Here is a 23049-nt window from a genome sequence, read left to right on the forward strand (position 1 = left end):
GCCGCGCCGCGGGCGCCCGTCAGAGCTTGGGCTTGCCCGCCTTGTACACCCACTTGTCGAACAGCTCGTCCAGCTGCTTGCCGCTGAACTTCTCGGCGAAGGCGTGGAACTTCGCGGTGCTCACCGTCCCGCCCTTGCCGGCGGCGAGCCAGCCGCGCACGAGCCGGAAGAAGACGTCGTCGCCGAGCTCCTTGCGCAGCGCGTGCACGGTCATCGCGCCCCGCTGGTAGACGAGGTTGTCGAAGATGTGGTCGCGGCCGGGGTCGCCCAGCACGCCCTTCCACACGTCGGCCTCGGGGCCCGCCGCGTAGGCGCTGCGGAAGGCCTGCTCGGCGGTGCGCCCGCCGCTGCGCTCGCTCCACATCCACTCGGCGTAGGTGGCGAAGCCCTCGTTGAGCCAGATGTCCTTCCAGCGGGCGGGCGTGACGCTGTCGCCGAACCACTGGTGGGCCAGCTCGTGCACGACGAGGTCGTCCGGCGGGTTCTTGCCGGGGGCGTTCCAGTCGTGCACCGGGCGGGCCTGGGTCTCCAGGGAGTAGCCGACGTCCAGCTCGTCGACGATGCCGCCGGTCGAGGTGAACGGGTAGGGGCCGAAGAGCTTGGACTGCCACTTCAGCACGGCCCGCGTCTTCTTGTCGTAGGCCTTGAGCTGCTTGCGGGAGGTGGCCAGCGCGGAGTCGAACGCCACGACGCTCTGCAGCCCGCCGGACCTGGTGCGCAGCGTCTCGTAGTCGCCGATGGCGACCATCGACAGCTCGCTGGACATGGGCTGGCGCATCCGCCAGCGGTGCACGGCCTTGTCGCCCTTGACCTTGCGGCTGACGAAGTCGCCGTTGGCCAGCGCCGTCAGCTTGCGCGGCACGGTGATGGCGAAGGAGTACGTCGCCTTGTCCTTGGGGGTGTCGTTGACCGGGAACCAGGTGGCGGCGCCGAACGGCTGGTTGAGCGCGACCGCGCCGTCGGTGGTGGCGATCCAGCCGGACGAGCCGAGCGGCTCGTCGGAGATGCGCCGCGGCTCGCCGCCGTAGTTCACCACGACGGTGAACTTCCCGCCCGCCCGCAGGCCCTTGGCCGGGACGACGGTCAGCTCCTGGAAGCCCGACCGCCGCCACTTGGCGGCCTTGCCGTTCACCTTGACGCTCTGGACGGTCAGGCCGTGCAGGTCGAGGTTGAAGCGCGAGAGGTTCTGCACCGCCGTCGCGGTGATGGTCGCCGTGCCGGTCAGGTGCCTGGTCGCCGGGTCATAGGCGAGCCGCAGCCCGTAGTGGCGGACGTCGTAGCCGCCGTTGCCCATCTTGGGGAAGTAGGAGTCTCCGGCGCCCGGCGCGCCGGGGCGGTAGTCGACCGCGGCGTCGGCGGCCACCGGGAGCAGGACCAGCGAGGCCGTCACGGCGGCGGCGGCCAGCAGGCGGGGGACGGTCATCGCGGTGTCTCCTGTCACGGGGGTGGTTCCATCTTGACCCGTGTGACACCGTATCGGCGGTAACGACACGTCCCCCGCCGACCTGCCGGAGATCATCGATCGTTGACGAAGATCACCAGCTGTTCTTGGCGGGCTTGCCCTTCTGGTAGAGCCAGACCTTGAAGAGCCGGTCGAGCTGCTTGCCGGAGGTCTTCTCGGCCAGGGCGATGAACTTCTCGGTGTCGCCGTACCCGTCCTTGTTCTCCACGGCCCAGGTGCGCAGGGTGCGGAAGAAGGCGCGGTCGCCGACCTTGCGGCGCAGCGCCTCCAGGGTCATCGCGCCGCGGATGTAGACGGAGAAGCCGAACATCTCCTTGCGGCCCGGCCTGCCCGGCACGGGGCTGAGGGCCGGCGAGTTCCCGGACTGCCGGTAGTACCGGTTGAAGATCTTGCGGGTGCTCTCGTGCCGGTTGTGGCGCTCCTTCCACAGCCACTCCACGTAGGTGGCGAAGCCCTCGTTGAGCCAGATGTCCTCCCAGCGGCGCAGGCTCACGCTGTTGCCGAACCACTGGTGGGCGATCTCGTGCACGATGAACGCCTCGTCCGGCACGAACCCGCCGTAGACCGGGCGGCTCTGGGTCTCCAGCGCGTAGCCGAGCTGCGGGTCGTCCACGATGGCGCCGGTGGTGCTGAACGGGTAGGGCCCGAAGAGCTTCTGCTGCCAGCGCATCGTCTTGACCGTGGTGTCGTGCACCCGCTTGAGAGACTTGCGGTACTTGGGGTCCACCGCGGTGATGACTTCGACCTTGCCCGCCTTGCTGCGCCGCTCGACGAACTTGCCGATGGCGATGGTCGCCAGGTAGGTGGCCATGGGCGAGCGCTCGTGCCAGTGGTAGGTGGTCAGCCCGTTCTCGGTGACGGGCCTGCCCGGCTCGCCGTTGGCGTAGGCGCGCAGCTTGGCCGGCACGGTGATGGCGAAGTCGAAGGTCGCCTTGTCGCTGGGGTGGTCGTTGGACGGCAGCCAGGCCGAGGCGCCGTCGGGCTGCGCGGTGACCAGCGCGCCGTCCTTGCTCCTGCTCCAGCCGTAGGAGCCGAGCCCGGGGTTGGTGAGCGTGGGCGGGGTGCCCGTGTAGCTCACGGCGGTCTCGAAGGCGGCGCCCTCGGCGATCGGAGCCGCCGGGGTGACGACCAGTTCCCGGCCCTTGCGCTCGTACTCGGCGGCCTGCCCGTCCACGGTGACCTTGGTGATCTTCGGCCCCCGGTAGTCGAGGTTGAAGGAGGACAGCTCCCGCTCCGCCTTCGCCTTGACCTCCACGGTGGCCTCCACCTGGTGGCCCTCGGGTGTGAACTTCAGGTCGACCTTGTAGTTGCCGACGTCGTAGCCTCCGTTGCCGCTCGTGGGGAAGTAGCCGTCGCCGAGCCCGGATTCACCGGGTTCTGCCGCTCTGCCCATCGCTCCGGCGCCCGCTCCCGGGGTGAGACCCATCAGAAGCGCCGCCGCGGTCCCTGCCGCCACTGTTCGAAACCCATGCACGGGGACCACCTTGCGGCGGGAGGTGGGCGGTGTCGCCCCCGCACACGGCATTTGACGGAGTGCTGACCGCCGATCTACTCAGCGCGGGGGACGCGCCTGCTCGTAGAGCCAGGACTGGAAGAAGGCGGACAGCTCCTGGCCCGACATGCTCTCGGCGAGGGCGACGAACTGGTCGGTGGTGGCGTTGCCGTACTCGTGGTCCTCGGCCCACCGGCGCAGCAGGGAGAAGAAGCCGTCGTCCCCGATCTTCGTGCGCAGCGCGTGCAGGGTCATCGCGCCCCGGTCGTAGACGGCGAAGCCGTTGAACAGCTCCTGGCGTCCGGGATCGCCGGTGCGGACCTGCCACGCCGTGGGAGGCGTGCGCTGGTAGAGGTCGTCGAAGCGGGTCTGGACGTCGCGGCCGCCCACGCGCTCCTCCCAGATCCACTCGGCGTAGCTGGCGAAGCCCTCGTTGAGCCAGATGTCGCGCCACTGGGTCACGCTCACGCTGTCGCCGAACCACTGGTGGGCCAGCTCGTGCGCGATGATCCCCTGGGTGGGCTCGAAGTCGCCGTAGATGGAGCGGGACTGGGTCTCCAGCGCGAAGCTCACGTCGGCGTTGTCGACGACGCCGCCTGTGGACCCGAAGGGGTAGGGCCCGAACAGCTTCACCCACTCGTCGGTGATCTGCGCCTTGACCCGGTAGAAGTCCTCGACCGAGGGGGCGCGGACCGAGGCGTCGACGGCCACCAGGATGGGGATGCCGCCGGGCGTCACGCCCTCCTTCACCTTGAAGTCGCCGACGGCGAGCATGGCCAGGTAGGGGGCCATCGGCTGCTCGACCTTCCACCGCGTGGTGGCCATGCCGTTCTTGACGGTCTTCGGGCCGCTCTCGCCGTTGCTGATGGCGGTGAGGTGCTGCGGGACGGTCAGGGCGAGGTCGAAGGTCGCCTTGTCGCTCGGATGGTTGTTGCCGGGGAACCAGGTGTGTGCCCCGCTGGGCTGGCAGGCCACGGCGACGCCGTCGGGCGTCCGGATCCAGCCGTACCGGCCGAGGATCGGGTCGTCGACCGGCTGCGGGGTGCCGGAGTAGGCGACGGTGACGGTGAAGTCGCCGCCGCCCGCGATGGTGGCGGACGGCCGGACGGTGAGCTCCTCGCCCTGGTGCAGGAAGTCGGCCTTGCGGCCGTCGACCTCCACCCGGGAGACGTCGAGGCCGGCGAGGTCGAGGTTGAACTCGGACATCTCCCGCTGGGCGTGCGCCTTGATCACCGCGACGGCGTCCAGGGCCCGCCGCTCGTCCGCGGGGGTGATCTTCAGCTGGAGGGAGTAGTGCCGCACGTCGTAGCCGCCGTTGCCGTCGCCGGGCACGTACGGGTCGCCGACCGAGCCCTGGTCGGGGACGAGGGGCGCGGCGGAGGAGGGCGAGGGCGCGCCGGCCGTGGGGACGGGGCCGGCGGGGGCGGGGACGGGCTCCCCGCCCCGGCAGCCGATGCTCAGCGCGGCGACCAGGGAGAGGGAGAGGGCCGCCGCGGCGGGACGTCGGATATGCACACTGCCCAGATTGCCTGTTAAGCGGGGAACTGGGCAACCGGCCGGGGCGCTCAGTACGACTGTCCAGAGGTGCCCGACCGATAAGGGTTGACGCCGGTGGCGTCGACGACGACCGTCTTGGCGGCCTTGTCGTGCAGGGTCTGGTTCTTGGGATTGGTGAAGATCCAGATCGCGTCGACGAGGAAGCCCACGCAGCAGATGTAGGCCAGCACCACGAAGACCGCCGAGCGGATCGCCGCGGCGCTCGCGTCGACGGGCCCGCCGTCCTGCTCGCGCACCACCCGGGTGCCCACCGCCTTCTTGCCGAGGGTCTGGCCGTTCCAGCGGTAGGTCAGCAGCCAGAAGTAGAGGAAGGCCAGGATCGCCACCACCAGGCTCGCCACGACCTGGCCGGCGGAGTAGAGCTGGTCGAAGTCGAACCGCATGCCGCCGTCCGGGCGCTCGACCACGAAGTTGCGGCTGTCGGAGCCGAAGGGCAGCGTGATGCAGCAGGAGACGATCCCGTAGATGATCCAGTCGATGATGATGCCCAGGAGGCGTTTGCCCTTGCTCGCGATCATGGGAGGGGCGGTGCCGTGACCGCCGTACCCCCCGTATCCGCCGGGACCGCCGCCGTGGCCCCCGTACCCGCTGCCGCCTCCGTAGTCGCTGCCGCTGCCGTAGCCGCCGTAAGGGGGCTGCTGCCCGCCGTAGGGCGGCTGTCCCCCGCCGTAGGGAGGCTGTCCGCCGTAGGGCGGCTGCTGCCCGCCTCCATAGGGGGACTGCCCGCCGTAAGGGGGCGGGTTCTGGCCGTAGGGGTCGGAGGAGCCGTGGCCCTGGTGGGGGCCGGGTTCCTGCGAGGGATTCTGCGGCGGTTGCGTCATAGTCGCAAGATCACCGGGAATCGCGCGCTCAAACCAACTGATTGTCCGATTTGATGGTCTATTGGAGGTGTCTTGGTGGGTCTGGCGGGTAGGGAGAGGGCGGAAAGTCGGTCAAGAAATGGTCAAGAAGACGAACAGCGCCCACGGGGGCCGTGGGCGCTGCGGAACCGAGCAGGGAGGAGAGGGGTCAGGCGCCCGCGTAGGGCACCGCTTCGATGATCTCGACGGTCATCGCGCGCCCGTTGGGCAGCGTGTAGGAGGCCTTGTCGCCGATCTTCTTGCCGTTGATCGCCGCGCCCAGCGGCGACTTGGGGGAGTAGACGTCGATGGGGGAGCCCTGCTCCTCGCGGGAGGCCAGCAGGAAGGTGACCTCCTCGTCGTCGCCCTCGAAGGAGATGGTCACCGTCATGCCCGGGGTGACCTTGCCGTCCGCGCTGACCGGCGCCTCGCCCACCCGGGCGTTGTCGACGATCTGCCGGAGCTGGAGGATGCGGCCCTCCATCTTGCCCTGCTCCTCCTTGGCCGCGTGGTAGCCGCCGTTCTCCTTCAGGTCGCCCTCCTCGCGGGCGGCCTCGATCTTCGCGGCGATCTCCTTGCGGCCAGGACCCGAAAGGTACTCCAGCTCGCCCTTGAGGCGGTCGTACGCCTCCTGGGTGAGCCAGGTGACGTTGTCAGTGCGGGTCTCGGTCACGGGTACTCCTAGCTTCCACGAGATGTGGCCGGATGTCTCGCCGTGGCCCCCGGGGGTCGGGCGCCGTGCGCGAAACCTCAAGCCTATCCGGTCGATCAGAGTAAAGGTTCCCACCGACGGCGATCTGGAACCTGCCATCCGACGGTCAGGAACGCGCGCAGTCCCGCAGTTCGGCGGTGTGCGCCTTCGCGCTGGTGGCGAGGTAGATCATCTGGCTGGAGGTGCTCTTGCCGGGCTCGGCGACGACCCGCTGCTCGCCCACCACGAGCCCGTCCGAGGCCTGGGCGCGGGCGGTGCACACCACCCGGGCGTCCTCGGGCTTGAGGATCTGGAAGGTCATCTGCAGCGAGGTGTCGCTCTCGGCCTTGTAGGAGATCGTCCGGCCGGAGATGCCGTTGATGCCGCTGCGGCTGTCCCCGGCGTTGCCCATGACGACGGCCCACCCGACCATGCACAGGGCGACGAAGGCGCCGATGACGCCGTAGCCGATCCAGGTGCCGACGGACCGCTTCGGCGCGGGTTCCGGCGCGGATTCCCCGTGTCGTTCGGTCTCGGTGTGGACGGACATGGAATCCTCGCGGTTCTGTCGGCGTTGACTGCAACAATCTCGGAATCGAATCTCACTTTAAGCATAGGGAGCGCCCCCGGTGGCAGAGACCCTGCGGCTGATGGCCGTGCACGCCCATCCCGACGACGAGTCGAGCAAGGGAGCGGCCACGATGGCCCGCTATGTCGCCGAAGGCGTCGAGGTCCTGGTGGTCACCTGCACGGGGGGCGAGCGCGGCGACATCCTCAACCCGGCGATGGACCGGCCGGAGGTCAAGGCGAACCTGACCGCGGTGCGGCAGGCCGAGATGGACGCCGCCCGCGAGATCTTGGGCGTGCGCCAGGAGTGGCTGGGCTTCGTCGACTCGGGGCTGCCCGAGGGCGACCCGCTGCCCCCGCTGCCCGAGGGCTGCTTCGCGCTGGTCCCGCTGGAGGAGGCCACCGCCCCGCTGGTGCGCCAGATGCGCGCCTTCCGGCCGCACGTGGTCCTCACCTACGACGAGAACGGCGGCTACCCGCACCCCGACCACATCAAGACGCACGAGATCTCCGCCGCGGCGTTCGACGCCGCCGGCGATCCCGACCGCTACCCGGAGCTGGGCGAGCCCTGGCAGCCGCTGAAGATGTACTACTTCCTCACCTTCCACAAGGAGCGCCTGCTGGCCCTGCACGGGGCGCTGGTGGAGGCGGGCAAGGAGTCCCCCTACCTGGACTGGATCGCCAACTGGGAGGACCGGCCGATGCCGTGGCCGTCCACCACCCAGGTGCCGTGCGGTGACTTCTTCGAGGTCAGGGACGCCGCGCTGATCGCGCACGCCACCCAGATCGACCCGAACGGCTGGTGGTTCGCCTGCCCGCCCGACCTCCAGCGCAGGGCATGGCCGACCGAGGACTACCATTTGGCCAGGTCCCTGGTCGACACCGAGTTGCCGGAAGATGACCTTTTCGCCGGCATCAGGGAGAAAGTGGGCGCATGATGTTGATCCTGGCGCAGGAGCTGAACGACGAGACGGTCTCCCCGGGCGCGCTGGGCACCCTGGTCGTGGTCTGCATGGGCATCGCCCTGGTGTTCCTGATCAAGTCGATGAACAAGCGCATCTCCAACGTGAACGCGCCGCGCCAGGCCGACCTGGACCAGGAGGCGTGGGAGGTCGCCCAGGCGGCCCGCGCCGAGGGCGACGCCTCCCAGTAGCGGGCGGAGTGCGCCGGCCGGAGCGCGCCGGGTCGGCTTCCGGTCAGGAAAAGCCCATGTTCGGGTGAACGGCGGCGGGCGCGGGTCGCCCCCGGGGCATTCCTTGCTTGCATGAGCCGCATGAAGCGGCTCGGGTACGGCTTGGCGGCGGCACTCCTGCTCATCCCCGTGGGCTCCCACCTGGCCACCGGAGGCACCCTCTCCACGTCCTCCGCGCGACCTCCCGGAGAGCGCCCCGCACCGCGCGCCGCTGCGGTGCGGGTCCACCCCACCACGGTGCCGCGGCCCCCGGTGGGCTGGGGGCCGCCGGCCCTGGACGAGGACTTCGCGGGCGACCGGATCGACCTCTCCCGCTGGGCGGTCTACCACGACCCCGGCGGCACCCACCCCCGCACCCGCCGCGCCGTCTCGGTGAAGGACGGCGTCCTGCGCCTGACCGGCGCCCGCTACGGCGGAAGGCTGCTGTCCGGCGGCGTCGCCGCCCACTACCCCCAGACCTTCGGCCGCTTCGAGGCCAGGATGAAGGCCGACCCCGGCGCCGGCTACTCGGCCGTCATGCTGCTGTGGCCCACCCGCCAGGGCGAGCCCGAGTGGGCCGAGATCAACTTCGCCGAGATCCCCGACCCCGCCCGCCGCACCGCCGGCCTCTTCGTCCACCAGGGCGAGGACGACGACACCTCGTCCAAGGCGATCGACGGCGACTTCACCCGCTGGCACGTCTTCGCCCTGGAGTGGTTCCCCGACCGGATGACCTTCTTCATCGACGGGAAGATCGTCTGGGAGCACACCGGCAGGAACATCCCCCAGAAGGCCGACATGCACCTGGCCCTGCAGAACGACCTCGTCTGCTACTCCAAGGAGCAGTGCCAGGGCCCGGACACCCCGGACCGCGTGACGATGCACGTGGACTGGGTACGCATCTACCCCCTGCCCTCGCAAACCTCCGCCTCTTAGGGTGAACACATGAACCGTCTGAAGGATGCCACCAGCCCCTACCTGCTCCAGCACGCGGAGAACCCGGTCGACTGGTTTCCCTGGGGCGAGGAGGCGTTCGCGGAGGCGCGCCGTCGCGACGTGCCGATCCTGCTGAGCGTCGGTTACGCGGCGTGCCACTGGTGCCATGTGATGGCGCACGAGAGCTTCGAGGACGCCGCGACGGCGAAGCTCATGAACGAGCGGTTCGTCAACGTGAAGGTCGACCGCGAGGAGCGGCCCGACGTGGACGCCGTCTACATGGAGGCCACGCAGGCGCTCACGGGGCAGGGCGGATGGCCGATGACGGTCTTCATGACGCCCGAGGGGCATCCGGTCTACTGCGGCACCTACTTTCCCCGCGAGCGGTTCCAGGGGCTGCTGAACGCGGTCTCGGGCGCGTGGGAGAACCAGCGGGAGAAGCTGGTCGAGCAGGGGCAGCAGATCGTGGCGGCCCTGGGGGACCAGGCGGGGTTCCAGCAGGGGTCGCCGCTGACCGAGGCGGTGCTCGTCCAGGCGGTCCAGGTGCTGGGGCGCTCGTTCGACGAGCGGCACGGCGGGTTCGGCGGGGCGCCGAAGTTCCCGCCGTCCATGGTGATGGAGTTCCTGCTGCGGCAGGGCGACGCGGAGCGGATGGCCGCGCGGACCCTGGAGGCCATGGCCCGGGGCGGGATCTACGACCAGCTCGGCGGCGGCTTCGCCCGCTACAGCGTGGACGAGGGCTGGGTCGTCCCGCACTTCGAGAAGATGCTCTACGACAACGCGCAGCTCGCCCGGGTGTACGCGCACTGGTGGCGCAAGGACGGGACTCCGCTGGCGCGGCGGATCGCGTTGGAGACCTGCGACTGGATGCTGCGGGAGCTGGGGACGGACGAGGGCGGCCTGGCGTCGGCGCTCGACGCCGACAGCGAGGGCGTGGAGGGCAGGTTCTACGTCTGGACGCCCGCGCAGCTCGCCGAGGTGCTGGGTGAAGAGGACGCCGCCCGTGCCGCGCGGGCCTTCAAGGTCACTGCGGAGGGGACGTTCGAGCACGGCTCGTCCACCCTCCAGCTGGAGGGCGACCTGCCGGAGGACCTGCGGGACCGGCTGCTGGAGGCGCGCGCCTCGCGGGTGCGGCCCGCCCGGGACGACAAGGTGGTCGCGGCCTGGAACGGCCTGGCGATGGCGGCGCTGGCCGAGTGCGGCGCCCTGTTCGACCGGCCCGACCTCGTCGAGGCGGCCGAGCGGATCGCCGCGCTCCTGGAAGAGGTGCACATGGCCGACGGCAGGCTGCTGCGCACGTCCAGAGACGGTGCCGCGGGCACCAACGCGGGTGTTCTGGAGGACTACGCGGACGTCGCCGAAGGGCTGCTCGCGCTGCACGGGGTCACCGGCAAGCCGGAGTACGTGCGGCGCGCCGGGGTCCTGCTCGACGTCGTGCTCGCGCATTTCGGTGACGGCGAGGGCGGCTTCTACGACACCGCCGACGACGCCGAGGAGCTCTTCCGGCGCCCCAAGGACCCCACGGACAACGTGACGCCGTCCGGCCAGACCGGCGCGGCGGGGGCTCTGCTCACCTACGCGGCGCTGACGGGCTCCGCCGAGCACCGCCGGGCGGCGCTGGACGCGCTGGGCGTGGTCGTCCCCCTGGCGGCGGGACACGCCCGTTTCGTCGGCTGGGGCCTGGCCGTCGCGTCGGCGGCCCTGCACGGGCCGGTGGAGATCGCCATCGTGGGACCGCTGGACGACACGGCGACGCAGGCGCTGCACCGCACGGCCCTGATGTGCACCTCGCCGGGCGCGGTCGTGACGGTCGGCGAAGGCGACGAGGTGCCGCTGCTGGCCGGACGGGAGCCGGTGGGCGGGGAGCCCGCCGCCTACGTCTGCCGCGACTTCGCCTGCCGGATGCCGGTGACCACTCCGGCCGCGCTCAGCCAGGAGCTGGCCCGGCAGTAGGGGGCCCCGGGCTGTATTGGATGGACTGTCAGCGTTTACAGTGAGGGAACTCACGTTTTAGGCTTTCTTGAGTCTTTGTGGGCGTATGTCTTTCCAAGGGACCGGGGGAGCCAGGGAGTGCGGGTGCGCAAGCCGGGCCGTCGCGTGCTGCCGGCGGCCATCGCGGCGGCCATCACGACCGTCCTCGCGGTGGACGTCGCCGTCCTGGCCGGGCATGCCGGAGAGGACCGGAAGGCCGCGGCCGGGCCCACCACCGAGCAGCTGGTCGCCGTCGCGGGCAAGGACCGGCTCGGCCTGGACGTGGCGCCCGCGGGGCGGCGGGTGGAGCCCCGGCTCATGTTCGTGGCCCGGGGCCGCGAGGCGGTCCCGGACGCCCTGCTGGAGAAGGTCCGCCGGATCAAGGGCGTCACCGGCGTCGAACGCGTCGACGGCGCCCGCGCGAGGCTCGCCGGGAAAGAGGTGGGGATCTTCGGCGTGGACCCCTCCACCTTCCGCAACTTCACGCCGGAGCCCACCGCGAAGCACGACGGCCTGTGGCGCAACGTCGCGGCCGGGGACGTGGCCGTCTCGTTCGTGCTCGGCAGCGACGGCGGCGTGTCGCTGGACAGCCGCGTGGCGGTCAGCGGAGGCGCCCGGGAGAGCGAGGTGCGGGTCGGCGCCCACGCCACGATGGGGATCGGCGACATCGACGCGGTGGTCTCCGAGGCGACGGCGCGGCGCCTGGGCATGGCCGAGGACAACGTCCTGCTCATCGCCTCGGCCGGCAAGGACGCCGACCGGATCCGCAAGGCCGTCGCCCGGCTCGTGCCCGAGAAGGCGGGAACGCTGCGCGCGCTCAACGCGAGCTTCGACTTCCGCTCCTCGGGGGGCGGGACCGGGCTGAGCGCCCTGGAGATCCGTACCGCGATCAACGCGGGCATGACCAAGCTCGGCATGCCGTACGTGTGGGGCGGGGAGTCCGACGCCGAGGGCGGCTACGACTGCTCCGGCCTGATGCAGTGGGCGTTCGCCCAGGCGGGGATCCGGCTGCCGCGGGTGGCCGAGGACCAGGCGCGCACCGGCCCCGTCCTCCCCTTCGAGCAGGCGCGGGCGGGGGACATGCTCATCTGGGCCAACGACCCCACCGCCCCGGGCACGATCTCCCACATCGCCCTGTACCTGGGCGGGGACCGGATGCTGGTGGCGCCGCGCACCGGCGACGTCGTCAAGATCCAGAAGGTGTACCTCCGCGGCTTCCGCGGCGCGGTGCGGATCGACCGGCGGGCCGCCGCGCGGCTCGCGGGCTGAGGACGCGGCCCTGACCGGCCGCGACACAGATCCGTGATCCTGGGAGACAAACGGTCCGGTGCGGCGATAATGAAACGGCCGAACCGAGGAGGACTGTCGTAGTGGAGGTCAAACGCACCGTCAAGGATCGGATCAAGCGAAGCCGTCCCTATGGCGCGATCCGCGATCTGGCCTACCGGCTGTACGAGGGGCGCGTCGAGAAGTACCTGCCGCGGGACCAGGCGCCCCGGCACGTGGGGGTGATCCTGGACGGCAACCGCCGCTGGGCCCGGGAGATGGGCCTGTCGGACGTCAACTCCGGACACCAGGCGGGCGCGGACAAGATCTCGGACCTGCTGCGCTGGTCGACCGAGGCGGGCGTCGAGGTGGTCACCCTCTGGCTGCTGTCCACCGACAACCTGTCGCGGCCCGCCCGGGAGCTGGAGCCCCTGCTGCGGATCATCGAGAACACCGTGCAGCAGCTCGTGGGCGCCGGATGGCGGGTCCAGGCGGTCGGCGCCCTCGATCTCCTGCCCGACAAGACAGCTCGTGTCCTTAAAAATGCCGGGGAATCCACATCTCATGCCGACGGGCTGATTGTGAACGTCGCCGTTGGGTATGGAGGTAGGCGTGAGATCGCTGATGCGGTTCGCTCCCTGCTCCTGGAGCAGGCGGCACAAGGCACCGGCATCGAGGAGCTTGCCGAGACCCTCGATGTGGAGCACATCGCCGAGCATCTCTACACCCGCGGTCAGCCCGACCCGGATCTGGTCATCCGGACCTCGGGAGAGCAGCGCCTCTCCGGCTTCATGCTCTGGCAGAGCGCCCACTCGGAATTCCACTTCTGCGAGGTCCACTGGCCGGACTTCCGCCGGGTGGACTTCCTGCGGGCGCTCCGCTCCTACGCCGCGAGGAACCGACGCTTCGGCACCTGAGAAGCGATACGAACCGCAAGTTCACGGCCCCGTCATGCAGCTGTCATGCCGGGGCTGTTCGCTTTTCCTGGCCGAGGCAGCAATTTCCCAGGTAAGGGCGCTCGTCCGCGCCCGAAGGAGAGCGAGTGGGCACACCCTCCACGCGTCCGGCTCCCGCCGGCCGCACCTACGTCCTCGACACCAGCGTTCTCATCGCGGACCCCGCGGCCATCACCCGGTTCGCCGAACATGAGATCGTCATCCCGATCGTCGTGATCACCGAGCTGGAGGCCAAGCGCGATCACCCCGAACTGGGCTACTTCGCCCGCCAGGCGCTGCGTGCGCTGGACGACCTGCGGCTGGAGTACGGCAGGCTCGACGATCCGCTGCCGATCGGCGACCACGGCGGCACGCTGCGGGTGGAGCTCAACCACTCCGACCCCAGCGTCCTGCCGGACGGGTTCCGGCTCGGGGACAACGACACCCGCATCCTCTCGGTGGCCCGCTGGCTGGCCGTGGAGGGCAAGGACGTCGTCCTGGTCTCCAAGGACCTGCCGCTGCGGGTCAAGGCCTCCGCGGTGGGGCTGCCCGCCGAGGAGTACCGCGCCGAGATGGTCGTGGAGTCCGGCTGGACCGGCATGCGCGAGCTCGAGGTGACCGCCGGGGACGTGGAGGAGCTCTACGAGACCCAGCGGCTGGAGGTCGAGGCGGCGCGCGAGCTGCCCTGCCACACCGGCCTGCGGCTGCTGTCGGAGCGCGGCTCGGCGCTGGGGCGCGTCCTGCCGGACAAGTCGGTGCGGCTGGTCCGCGGCGAGCGGGAGGCGTTCGGGCTGCGCGGCCGCTCGGCCGAGCAGCGCATCGCCCTGGACCTGCTCCTCGACGACGAGATCGGCATCGTCTCCCTGGGCGGCCGGGCGGGCACCGGCAAGTCCGCGCTGGCCCTGTGCGCGGGCCTGGAGGCCGTCCTGGAGCGCCGCCAGCACCGCAAGGTGGTGGTCTTCCGCCCGTTGTACGCGGTCGGCGGGCAGGAGCTGGGCTACCTGCCGGGCTCGGAGAACGAGAAGATGTCGCCGTGGGCGCAGGCCGTCTACGACACCCTCTCGGCGGTGACGACGCCCGAGGTCATCGAGGAGGTCCTGGAACGCGGCATGCTGGAGGTCCTGCCGCTCACCCACATCCGCGGCCGCTCCCTGCACGACTCGTTCGTGATCGTGGACGAGGCGCAGTCGCTGGAACGTGGCGTACTTCTCACCGTCCTGTCCCGCATCGGCCAGAACTCCCGGGTGGTGCTGACCCACGACGTGGCGCAGCGGGACAACCTCCGGGTCGGCCGGCACGACGGCGTCGCGGCGGTCGTGGAACGCCTCAAGGGCCACCCGCTCTTCGCGCACGTGACCCTCAACCGGTCCGAGCGGTCCCCGATCGCGGCTCTGGTGACCGATCTCCTGAACGACATCGGCGCCTGATCCTCCTCCTTACCCATGACTCACCGTCCGCACTCCGGTGCGGGCGGTGAGTTTCGCTATGACTCCGGGTGATGTGATCCGTTCGTTACCGTTAAGTGTGACGAGAGTCACAGAACTTATCCGCAACACCTGAAAGCCCTGCTCCGGCGGGGCTTTTTTAAAATTTCGGGTAAGCCGAGCACGTCTCGGAGTCAAGCAATCACCGGGATCGGGTTGCGGGACACCCCCGGCTCTGCGGCATGGTTTCCCACGGAAGTGACAGACCCGTCGAACCGCTGGAAGGAGCCGGAGCGTGCCCATCGAAGCACCGCCCAGGGCTTGGGAACCAGCGGGGCCGGACAGCCCGCACCCCGACGTGAAGGTCGCCGGGGAGGCCGCGGAGCGGCTGGAGGCGGCGGCGACCCCGCCGAAGCCGGGCCGGATCTTCGTGGCCGGGGCCATCACCGCGCTGGCGGTGGTGGTGGGCGTCTCGATCTTCGCTCTGGCCTCCGGCGGCGAGGACGACGCCGGAGAGCGTCCGCTCACCGCCAGCGTCGTCAAGCCGGACGCGCAGACGCCGGCGGACACCCCGCCGACCGAGACGGCCGACCCCAAGGCCGTCGCCCGCGAGGAGCGCAAGGCGGTCCGCGAGCGCGCCGACGACGCCGCCCGCAAGGACAAGGTCCCCTCGCACACGGTCAAGGAGGGCCCCACCCCGGAGCCCTCCGAGACGGCCGCGCCGCCGGTGCCCCCCGGGCCGCCGGTGCCGCCCGGGTCGGCGCAGGCGATCGCCAAGAAGATGCTCCCCGGGTACGGCTGGAAGGCGGACGAGCAGTACGACTGCCTCTACCAGCTGTGGAACCGCGAGAGCGGCTGGCGCACCACCGCCGGTCGCGTCGACGGCCCCTACGGCATCCCGCAGGCCAACCCCGGCTCGAAGATGTCCAGCGCCGGGCCGAAGTGGCAGACCGACGCCGCGACCCAGATCCGCTGGGGACTCGGCTACGTCAAGGGCCGCTACGGCAGCCCGTGCGGCGCCTGGTCGCACTTCCAGGCCAACCACTGGTACTAGGCACGGTCGCCGGTACCCCCGTGAGACTTCCCGGACCGCGCGTCCGGGTGAGGCGGCGCCCCGCCGCCTCCGCCGCCCCAGGCGGCACGTTTCGCCCGCATCGGAGCGGGCTCACAACCCCATAAGCGGCGAGCAGCCCCGAGGCGTCCGCCTCTCTCGCCGCGCCCACCCCGGATGAGCGGGCCCCGCGCCCGCGCCCGTGCGCCTTCGTGCGCCCTTCCCGGAGCCCGATCGTCGCCCTCTTCGGCGGCTGCTCTGCCCGGTGTGGTTTCCGCCCAGGACGTGATCGGCGTCGGGCCGAGCAAAGGAACCCCCTGTGTCCGGACACACCACCCCCCAGGCCCCCCATAACCGGTACAACCGACTTCACGCCTCTATCGGAGTAAAGGCGGCGGTCGTTACAGCGGTGACGGGCCTGGCCCTCGGTCTCGGCGCGACGGCGACGGGCACGAGCGCCCACGCCGAGACCGGAACGACGAACGCCTCGTCGGGCGCCACCGTGCTGCAGACGGCGCAGACGGTGAGCCGGAAGGCGGCGCGGAGCAAGAAGCTCACGGTCAAGCAGCGCAACAAGGCGCACGGGCGCGAGCTGGTGAAGAAGCGCGGCTGGTCCGACCGGCAGTTCGGCTGCCTGGCGAAGCTGTGGACCAAGGAGAGCAACTGGAACCACCGCGCCTACAACTCCTCGTCGGGCGCGGGGGGCATCCCGCAGGCGCTGCCCGCGTCGAAGATGGGCTCCGCGGGCAGTGACTGGCGGACCAATCCGAGAACGCAGATCAAATGGGGCTTGCGCTACATCAAGGGACGTTACGGGACGCCTTGCGGCGCCTGGGCGCACTTCCAGTCCCGCAACTGGTACTGATCTTGCGCTGATCCCGGGGTCAAGCCGGGCGCGCTCCCCTCAGGACGTGCCCGGGAAGCACACAATTCCCGGTCAAGATCCACGGTTTCCATGATCGATCCGTTTGTTTCGCGGTGACGGTACCTGCCGTGTCACCTCGCACGGTGAGCGGAGCCCGGGACCTCCCGCGCTCCTCAAGCGCCCCGGGGTCCCGCTTCCGGGCGGGGCTCCCGCGGTCAAGGCGTCCGGCCACCCGCGCGGCATCCCGCCGCGCGGACGGCGCCGACGGGGCGGGGACCGTACGCGGCACGGCCGGTGCCGCGATCGACGAAGGAAACATCTTGATCGGAACATGCCCGCTTGGGATCAGCCGCCGCCTGCCGGTCGCGGCCACCGCCGTCCTGGCCGCGACCGGCCTGTGGTCCGCCCCCGCGGCCGCGGAGGCGAACGTGAGCCGGCCGTCCGGCGGCAGCGCCGTCCGGATCAACCCCCAGGTGCACGAGGTGCACCGGGTCCCGGCCGCGCAGGTGATCCAGAAGGTGCAGAAGGCGCAGGCCCTGAAGAAGGCCGTACGGGCCGCGCGCAAGCAGCAGAAGAAGCGGTCCCTCTCGCGCGTCGAGCGCAACAAGGTGGTCGGCCTGGAGCTCGCCGAGCGCTTCGGCTGGGACGACAAGCGCCAGTGGCGCTGCCTGGAGCGGCTGTGGACCCGGGAGAGCGGCTGGAACCACCTGGCGCGCAACCCCTCCTCCGGCGCGCACGGCATCCCGCAGGCACTGCCCGGCTCCAAGATGGGCGGGATCGCCGCGGACTGGCGCACCAACCCCGAGACCCAGATCAAGTGGGGCCTGCGCTACATCAAGGGCCGGTACGGCACGCCCTGCGCCGCCTGGGCCCACTTCGGAGCCTCCGGCTGGTACTGACGGCGGTCAGCGGCCGGTCGCGTCCGGCTCCCCGGCCGCTTCCGCCTTGCGGTGTCCGGTCATCCCCAACACGTCGAGGGCGGCGTCCAGCTCCGCCAGGGAAAGGGTGCCGCCCTCGACGTGTCCCCGCTCCAGCACCACGTCGCGGATCGTCCTGCGCTGCGCCAGCGCCTGCTTGGCGATGACGGCGGCCTCCTCGTAGCCCAGGTGCCGGTTGAGCGGGGTGACGATCGAGGGGGAGCCCTCGGCGTACTCCAGGCAGCGCTCGACGTCGGCCTCCAGGCCGTCGATGCAGCGGTCGGCCAGCAGCCGCGTCACGTTGGCCAGCAGCGAGATGGACTCCAGCAGGTTGCGGGCGAGCACCGGCAGCTGGACGTTCAGCTCGAAGGAGCCCGAGGCCCCGCCGAACGCGATCGCCGCGTCGTTGCCCACCACCTGCGAGGCGACCATCGCGACCGCCTCGGGCAGCACCGGGTTCACCTTGCCCGGCATGATGGACGACCCCGGCTGCAGGTCCGGCAGCCGCAGCTCGGCCAGGCCCGCGCGCGGCCCCGAGCCCATCCAGCGCAGATCGTTGGCGATCTTGTTCAGGCCGACCGCGATGGTGCGCAGCGCCCCGCTCGCCTCCACCAGCGAGTCCTGCGCGCCCTGGGCCTCGAAGTGGTTCCTGGCCTCGCGCACCGGCAGCGCCGTCCGCTGCGCCAGCAGCTCCGCCACCCGCCCGCCGAAGCCCGGCGGGGTGTTGATGCCGGTGCCCACGGCCGTGCCGCCCAGCGCCAGCTCGCCGAGCCGGGGCAGGACCGCCTCCAGCCGCTCGATCCCGTACCGCACCTGCGCGGCGTAACCGCCGAACTCCTGACCGAGCGTCACCGGGGTGGCGTCCATGAGGTGGGTGCGGCCCGCCTTCACCACCGTGGCGAACTCCGCGGCCTTGCGCTCCAGCGCCTCCGCCAGATGGCCCAGCGCGGGGATGAGAGAGGTCACCACGGCCTCGGTGGCGGCCAGGTGGATGGAGGAGGGGAAGACGTCGTTGGAGGACTGTGAGGCGTTCACGTGGTCGTTGGGGTGGACGGGGCGGCCCAGCCTCTCCTCGGCCAGGGTCGCCAGCACTTCGTTGGCGTTCATGTTGGAGGAGGTGCCCGAGCCCGTCTGGAAGACGTCGACGGGGAAGTGCCCGTCCCACCGGCCGTCGGCGACCTGCCCGGCCGCCCAGGAGATGGCCTCGGCCAGGTCCCGGTCGAGCACGCCCAGTTCGGCGTTGACCTCGGCGGCCGCCGCCTTGATGAGCGCCAGCGCGCGGATGTGCGCGCGGGAGAGCCGCAGCCCGGAGATGGGGAAGTTCTCCACGGCCCGCTGGGTCTGGGCGCGCCACCTGGCGTCGGCCGGGACGCGCACCTCGCCCATGGAGTCGTGTTCGATACGGAAGCCGCCTGCCCGAGAGTCATCCATATTCAGGGTGATGTCCCGGGCGGGGCGGTTTATTCCTGGGCGGGGGAGTCCGCCCGGTCTTTCACGGGCGGTCGATGTCGCGGTAGGTCTGCTCGCCCGCCTTGGCCGGCTGCGCCTCGCCGTTGATGACGACCTGGCAGATCTTCCCGTCGCTGACCGTCAGGTCCATCGGGACGGAGTTGTACCGGGCGACCTGGCCGTCGAGGACCCGCACGTTGTTGACGGTGCCGGCCGCGCCGCCCTCCCTGCCGACCACGGTGGTGAGCTTGCACTCGCCGCCCTTGGCCTTGACCACCACCACGTCCGTGGCGGCGCTGAGCGGGGTGGAGCCCTCGGACGGGGCCGCCGTGGACGACGGCTCGTCCTCGCCGCCGCCGAGCAGGACGAGCAGGACGGCGACGACCGCCAGGACGCCGACGACCGGGAGCCCGAACACCAGGTAGGGGCGCAGTCCGTTCGACGGGCCCTGCCGGGCGCGGTGCGCGCCGCTGCGCCGGCTGGGGAGGCCCGAGGAGGACAGCACGCTCGCGCCCTCCGGGGGAGTGGAGGAGGAGGCGCTGCGCTTGGGCGTCGAGGCGCGTTCCAGCCGCTCGGCCAACCGGGCGTGGCTGAGCCGCCGCTTGGGGTTGCGCTGCAGCAGGCCGTTGATGATGGGGCCGAGGTCGCCGGCCCGCTGCGAGGTCGCGGGGTCCTCGGTGAGGACCGCCGACAGCGTCGCCATCACGTTCTCGTAGTCGAACGGGGGACGCCCCTCGACCGCGCAGTAGAGCGTCGCGCCGAGCGACCACAGGTCGGACTCGGGCGTGGCCTTCTCCCCGCGCGCCACCTCGGGCGCGACGTAGGCGGGGGAGCCCACGAACGTGCCGACCTTGGTGATGGTGGACGAGCCGTTGGTGACCGCGAGGCCGAAGTCGGTCAGCACCACCCGTCCGGGGGCCAGCAGCACGTTGCTGGGCTTGATGTCGCGGTGCAGGACCCCGGCCGCGTGCGCCTCCTCGAGGGCGTCGACCAGCTGGCGGCCCAGGGCCGCCGCGTCCTCCGGACGCAGCGGTCCCTGCTCCTTGATGTGCTGCTCGAGGGTCGGCGCCTCGATGAGCTCCATCACGATCCAGGGCCGCGCGTGCTCCTGGACGACGTCGTAGACCTCGATGATGGACTTGTGCCGGACCCGGGCGGGGGCGCGGGCCTCGCGCAGCGTGCGGCGGTAGAACACGACGCGGTCGTTCTCGTCCAGCTCCGCGGGGAACCGGATCTCCTTGATCGCGACGTCGCGTTCCAGCAGCTCGTCGTGGGCGCGCCACACCGTGCCCATCGCCCCGTGTCCGAGTGCATGGAGCAGGCGGTAACGCTTCGCCAGAACGAAGTGCTCCGTCTGAGTCATGCGGGCAAAGATACAGGAGCAAGCGGCTTGTCAGACACCAGATGGAATCTCTGGATATAACGTCCTCTTCACTCCTGCAGGGCCTCTTCGCCTACTTGCGGGACGGGACGCCGGGCATGAAGGTCACGGCCTTCCCCTCGTTGAAGAAGTCGTTGCCCTTGTCGTCGACGACGATGAAGGCGGGGAAGTCCTCGACCTCGATCTTCCAGACCGCCTCCATGCCGAGCTCGGGGTACTCCAGCACCTCGACCTTCTTGATGCAGTCCTGGGCGAGGCGGGCGGCGGGGCCGCCGATGGAGCCGAGGTAGAAGCCGCCGTGCGCCTTGCAGGCGTCGGTGACCTGCTGGGAGCGGTTGCCCTTGGCCAGCATGACCATCGAGCCGCCCGCGGCCTGGAACTCCTCGACGTAGGAGTCCATGCGCCCGGCGGTGGTGGGGCCGAAGGAGCCGGAGGCGTAGCCCTCGGGGGTCTTGGCCGGGCCGGCGTAGTAGACGGCGTGGTCCTTGAGGTACTGCGGCATGCCCTCGCCGGCGTCCAGGCGCTCCTTGATCTTGGCGTGGGCGATGTCGCGGGCGACGACCAGCGGGCCGCTCAGGGACAGGCGAGTCTTGACCGGGTAGCGCGAGAGCTCGCTGCGGATCTCGGCCATCGGCCGGTTGAGGTCGACCCTGACGACCTGGTCGTCGAGCTGGTCGGCGGTGGTGTCGGGCAGGAAGCGGGAGGGGTCGGTCTCCAGCCGCTCCAGGAAGACGCCCTCGGCGGTGATCTTGGCCACGGCCTGGCGGTCGGCCGAGCAGGAGACGGAGATCGCCACCGGGCAGGAAGCGCCGTGCCGGGGCAGGCGGATCACCCGGACGTCGTGGCAGAAGTACTTGCCGCCGAACTGGGCGCCGATGCCGAGCCTCTGGGTGAGCTCGAAGACCTGCTGCTCCAGCTCCAGGTCGCGGAAGCCGTGCCCGCCGATGGAGCCCTCGGTCGGCATGTGGTCGAGGTAGTGCGCGGAGGCGTACTTGGCGGTCTTCAGCGCGTACTCGGCGGAGGTGCCGCCGACGACGATCGCCAGGTGGTAGGGCGGGCAGGCAGCGGTGCCCAGGCTGCGGATCTTCTCCTCCAGGAAGGAGAGCATGCGCTTGGGGTTCAGGACGGCCTTGGTCTCCTGGTAGAGGAAGGACTTGTTGGCGCTGCCGCCGCCCTTGGCCATGAAGAGGAACTTGTACTCGTCGCCGCCCGTGGCGTACAGCTCGATCTGGGCGGGGAGGTTGGTGCCGGTGTTCTTCTCCTCCCACATGGTCAGCGGGGCCATCTGGGAGTAGCGCAGGTTCAGCCTCGTGTAGGCGTCGTAGACGCCGCGGGAGAGGTGCGCCTCGTCGTTCCCGTCGGTGAGGACGTTCTGGCCGCGCTTGCCCATGACGATCGCGGTGCCGGTGTCCTGGCACATCGGCAGGATGCCGCTGGAGGAGATGCCCGCGTTCTTCAGCAGGTCCAGGGCGACGAACCGGTCGTTGGGGGAGGCTTCGGGGTCGTCGAGGATCCGGCGGAGCTGGGCGAGGTGCGCCGGGCGCAGCAGGTGCGAGATGTCGCGGATGGCGGTCTCGGTGAGCAGGCGCAGCGCCTCGGGCTCCACCTGGAGGAAGGTGCGCCCCGCCGCCTCCACCGTGGAGACCCCCTCGGTGGTGAGCAGCCGGTACTCGGTCTCGGTGTCCTTGCCGAGCGGCAGCAGGTCGGTGTAGGCGAACTCAGGCATTCCATCCCTCGCACTGTGAAAATTTCAGCGGTTCCGGCTTGTGGCCGCACCCAGGGTAAACCTTCGCCCTGGCGGCGATACCCCGCAGGTCACGCCGAGGCCCACCAGCAGGCAGCCGAGGATCTGGCCGCCGGAGGGGGCGCCGAACCCGAGCACGGCGCCGGTGGCGGCGGCCGAGACGGGGATCAGCCCGCCGAACAGCGCGGCGCGGTCGGGCCCGATCCTGCCCAGGGCGTCGAACCAGAGCAGGAACGCGCCCGCGGTGATCACGACGCCGGTGTAGCCGAGCGCCGCCCCCTCCCCGGGCGAGGGGAGCCGGGGGGCCTCGCCCGCGGCCAGGGCCGCGGCCAGCAGCAGCGGGACGGCCAGCGCGGTGCTGTAGGCCGAGACGCGCAGCGGCCCGAGCCGGGGGAGCAGCGGCACCGCGAGCAGGGAGAACAGCACCTCGCCGGCGAGCGCGCCCAGCGAGAAGAGCAGGCCGCGGAGGTCGCCGTCGCCGAGCCCGTTGGCGAGCGCGGCGCCGGCGGCGTCGGCCGCCGCGGCCAGCAGCACCCGGCCGGACGGCCGGTAGCCGCCGACGAGCGGGCCGGCGACCGCCAGGATCACCGGGGAGGCGCCGACGACCGCCCCCACGGTGGCGGGGTCGGCCGAGCGCGCCGCCTCGATCAGGCAGTAGTTGAAGCCGGCGAGCCCGGTGGCGGCCAGCGCGGTCAGCAGGGCCCATTCGCGGACGCCGCGCGGCCGCAGCGGATCGCGCAGGGCGAGCGGCAGCAGGATCAGCGCGGCCAGCCCGTAGCGGACCGCCTGCCCGAAGAACAGCGGGTAGCCGCCGAGCACCGCGGAGACCGCCATGAGGGTGCCGATGAGCACCATCGCGCACGCCGCCCCCGCGATGCCCCGCGCGTCCGCGCCCGCCCGCTCGGCGGGCCGTGTCATCACTTCCATGAGATGAGAAGGTAGGAAGCCGCTGGTCCTGGAAACAGGTCCGTTTCCTCGGCGATATCAAGGACCATTCCCGTGCTCGACCTGCACCTCGACCTCGACCGCGCGGCGGGGCGGCTGGGCGTCCAGCTCGCGGCCCGCCTGCGGGACGCGATCCGCTCCGGGCGGCTCGTGCCCGCGGCCCGCCTGCCCTCCACCCGCGCGCTCGCCCAGGACCTGGGCGTCTCCCGGGGCGTGGTGGTCACCGCCTACGAGCAGCTCGCCGCCGAGGGCTTCCTCGTCTCGCGGCCCGGCGACGGCACCCGGGTCGCCCGGCTGCCCGCCGTCCCGGCTCCGGCGGGGCGGGCGCGGCCCGAGGCCCGGGGAACCCTGGACACCCTGCCCGAGTGAGGACCTCTCCCATGCCC

The 23049-nt window shown here is 71.2% G+C and carries 21 protein-coding genes; 11 read left to right on the forward strand and 10 right to left on the reverse strand.

All coding sequences use genetic code 11. The features are described from left to right. Window positions 1-19: 19 nt before the first annotated feature. The 6 genes from ABD140_RS09725 to ABD140_RS09750 all read right to left on the reverse strand — a co-directional run bounded on the left by ABD140_RS09725 (window position 20) and on the right by ABD140_RS09750 (window position 6591). Window positions 20-1423, reverse strand: coding sequence for a M1 family metallopeptidase (locus ABD140_RS09725; RefSeq protein WP_344239042.1), 1404 nt, complete (start codon window positions 1421-1423; stop codon window positions 20-22). Between the two features lie 112 nt (window positions 1424-1535). Then, the gene (locus tag ABD140_RS09730; protein WP_344239044.1) at window positions 1536-2855 is read right to left on the reverse strand and encodes a M1 family metallopeptidase; all 1320 of its coding nucleotides are present in this window, start codon (window positions 2853-2855) and stop codon (window positions 1536-1538) included. A gap of 159 nt (window positions 2856-3014) precedes the next feature. After that, the gene (locus tag ABD140_RS09735; protein WP_344239046.1) at window positions 3015-4469 is read right to left on the reverse strand and encodes a M1 family metallopeptidase; all 1455 of its coding nucleotides are present in this window, start codon (window positions 4467-4469) and stop codon (window positions 3015-3017) included. A gap of 50 nt (window positions 4470-4519) precedes the next feature. Further along, window positions 4520-5332: an RDD family protein gene (locus tag ABD140_RS09740; RefSeq protein ID WP_344239047.1), complete on the reverse strand. Its 813-nt coding sequence runs from the start codon at window positions 5330-5332 to the stop codon at window positions 4520-4522. 187 nt (window positions 5333-5519) lie between these two features. Further along, the gene (gene greA, locus ABD140_RS09745) at window positions 5520-6023 is read right to left on the reverse strand and encodes a transcription elongation factor GreA (protein WP_344239048.1); all 504 of its coding nucleotides are present in this window, start codon (window positions 6021-6023) and stop codon (window positions 5520-5522) included. 145 nt (window positions 6024-6168) lie between these two features. Further along, on the reverse strand, window positions 6169-6591 hold the full coding sequence (locus ABD140_RS09750; protein WP_344239050.1) for a DUF4307 domain-containing protein: 423 nt from the start codon (window positions 6589-6591) through the stop codon (window positions 6169-6171). Between the two features lie 79 nt (window positions 6592-6670). Between ABD140_RS09750 and mca the strand changes: the two genes are divergently transcribed. The 10 genes from mca to ABD140_RS09800 all read left to right on the forward strand — a co-directional run bounded on the left by mca (window position 6671) and on the right by ABD140_RS09800 (window position 17126). After that, entirely contained in the window at window positions 6671-7546 is an 876-nt protein-coding gene (mca, locus tag ABD140_RS09755) for a mycothiol conjugate amidase Mca (protein ID WP_344239052.1), read from the forward strand. Continuing rightward, a complete protein-coding gene (locus ABD140_RS09760) occupies window positions 7543-7761 on the forward strand; it encodes a hypothetical protein (protein ID WP_344239054.1) in 219 nt (72 codons plus the stop codon). The genes mca and ABD140_RS09760 overlap by 4 nt, the downstream gene beginning before the upstream one ends. Before the next feature lie 111 nt (window positions 7762-7872). Beyond that, the gene (locus ABD140_RS09765) at window positions 7873-8715 is read left to right on the forward strand and encodes a glycoside hydrolase family 16 protein (protein ID WP_344239056.1); all 843 of its coding nucleotides are present in this window, start codon (window positions 7873-7875) and stop codon (window positions 8713-8715) included. Between the two features lie 9 nt (window positions 8716-8724). After that, window positions 8725-10668: a thioredoxin domain-containing protein gene (locus ABD140_RS09770; protein WP_344239058.1), complete on the forward strand. Its 1944-nt coding sequence runs from the start codon at window positions 8725-8727 to the stop codon at window positions 10666-10668. Window positions 10669-10791: 123 nt separating this feature from the next. Then, on the forward strand, window positions 10792-11955 hold the full coding sequence (locus tag ABD140_RS09775; protein ID WP_344239060.1) for a C40 family peptidase: 1164 nt from the start codon (window positions 10792-10794) through the stop codon (window positions 11953-11955). 101 nt (window positions 11956-12056) lie between these two features. Further along, window positions 12057-12869 carry an isoprenyl transferase gene (locus ABD140_RS09780; protein WP_344239062.1) on the forward strand — a complete coding sequence of 271 codons (813 nt, stop codon included), beginning with the start codon at window positions 12057-12059 and terminating at the stop codon, window positions 12867-12869. A 125-nt stretch (window positions 12870-12994) separates the two neighbouring features. Beyond that, on the forward strand, window positions 12995-14314 hold the full coding sequence (gene phoH2, locus ABD140_RS09785; protein WP_344239065.1) for an RNA 5'-3' helicase PhoH2: 1320 nt from the start codon (window positions 12995-12997) through the stop codon (window positions 14312-14314). A 292-nt stretch (window positions 14315-14606) separates the two neighbouring features. Continuing rightward, on the forward strand, window positions 14607-15365 hold the full coding sequence (locus ABD140_RS09790) for an aggregation-promoting factor C-terminal-like domain-containing protein (RefSeq protein WP_344239067.1): 759 nt from the start codon (window positions 14607-14609) through the stop codon (window positions 15363-15365). A 406-nt stretch (window positions 15366-15771) separates the two neighbouring features. After that, on the forward strand, window positions 15772-16227 hold the full coding sequence (locus ABD140_RS09795; protein WP_344239069.1) for an aggregation-promoting factor C-terminal-like domain-containing protein: 456 nt from the start codon (window positions 15772-15774) through the stop codon (window positions 16225-16227). Window positions 16228-16547: 320 nt separating this feature from the next. After that, window positions 16548-17126, forward strand: a complete 579-nt coding sequence (locus ABD140_RS09800; protein ID WP_344239071.1) for an aggregation-promoting factor C-terminal-like domain-containing protein — start codon at window positions 16548-16550, stop codon at window positions 17124-17126. A 6-nt stretch (window positions 17127-17132) separates the two neighbouring features. Here ABD140_RS09800 and ABD140_RS09805 read toward each other — a convergent pair whose 3' ends face one another. The 4 genes from ABD140_RS09805 to ABD140_RS09820 form a co-directional block, all read right to left on the reverse strand. Then, a complete protein-coding gene (locus ABD140_RS09805; RefSeq protein ID WP_344239073.1) occupies window positions 17133-18575 on the reverse strand; it encodes a class II fumarate hydratase in 1443 nt (480 codons plus the stop codon). A gap of 61 nt (window positions 18576-18636) precedes the next feature. After that, entirely contained in the window at window positions 18637-19956 is a 1320-nt protein-coding gene (locus tag ABD140_RS09810; RefSeq protein WP_344239075.1) for a serine/threonine-protein kinase, read from the reverse strand. 91 nt (window positions 19957-20047) lie between these two features. Next, the gene (locus tag ABD140_RS09815; RefSeq protein WP_344239077.1) at window positions 20048-21700 is read right to left on the reverse strand and encodes a fumarate hydratase; all 1653 of its coding nucleotides are present in this window, start codon (window positions 21698-21700) and stop codon (window positions 20048-20050) included. A 24-nt stretch (window positions 21701-21724) separates the two neighbouring features. Next, window positions 21725-22645 carry a DMT family transporter gene (locus tag ABD140_RS09820; protein WP_344239079.1) on the reverse strand — a complete coding sequence of 307 codons (921 nt, stop codon included), beginning with the start codon at window positions 22643-22645 and terminating at the stop codon, window positions 21725-21727. A gap of 72 nt (window positions 22646-22717) precedes the next feature. Here ABD140_RS09820 and ABD140_RS09825 point away from each other — a divergent pair, with 72 nt between their 5' ends. Further along, complete coding sequence (locus tag ABD140_RS09825; RefSeq protein WP_344239081.1) at window positions 22718-23032, forward strand: GntR family transcriptional regulator; 315 nt, start codon at window positions 22718-22720, stop codon at window positions 23030-23032. Window positions 23033-23049 lie beyond the last annotated feature (17 nt).

It is taken from the genome of Actinocorallia libanotica (genome assembly GCF_039525175.1).
GTDB lineage: Bacteria > Actinomycetota > Actinomycetes > Streptosporangiales > Streptosporangiaceae > Actinocorallia > Actinocorallia libanotica.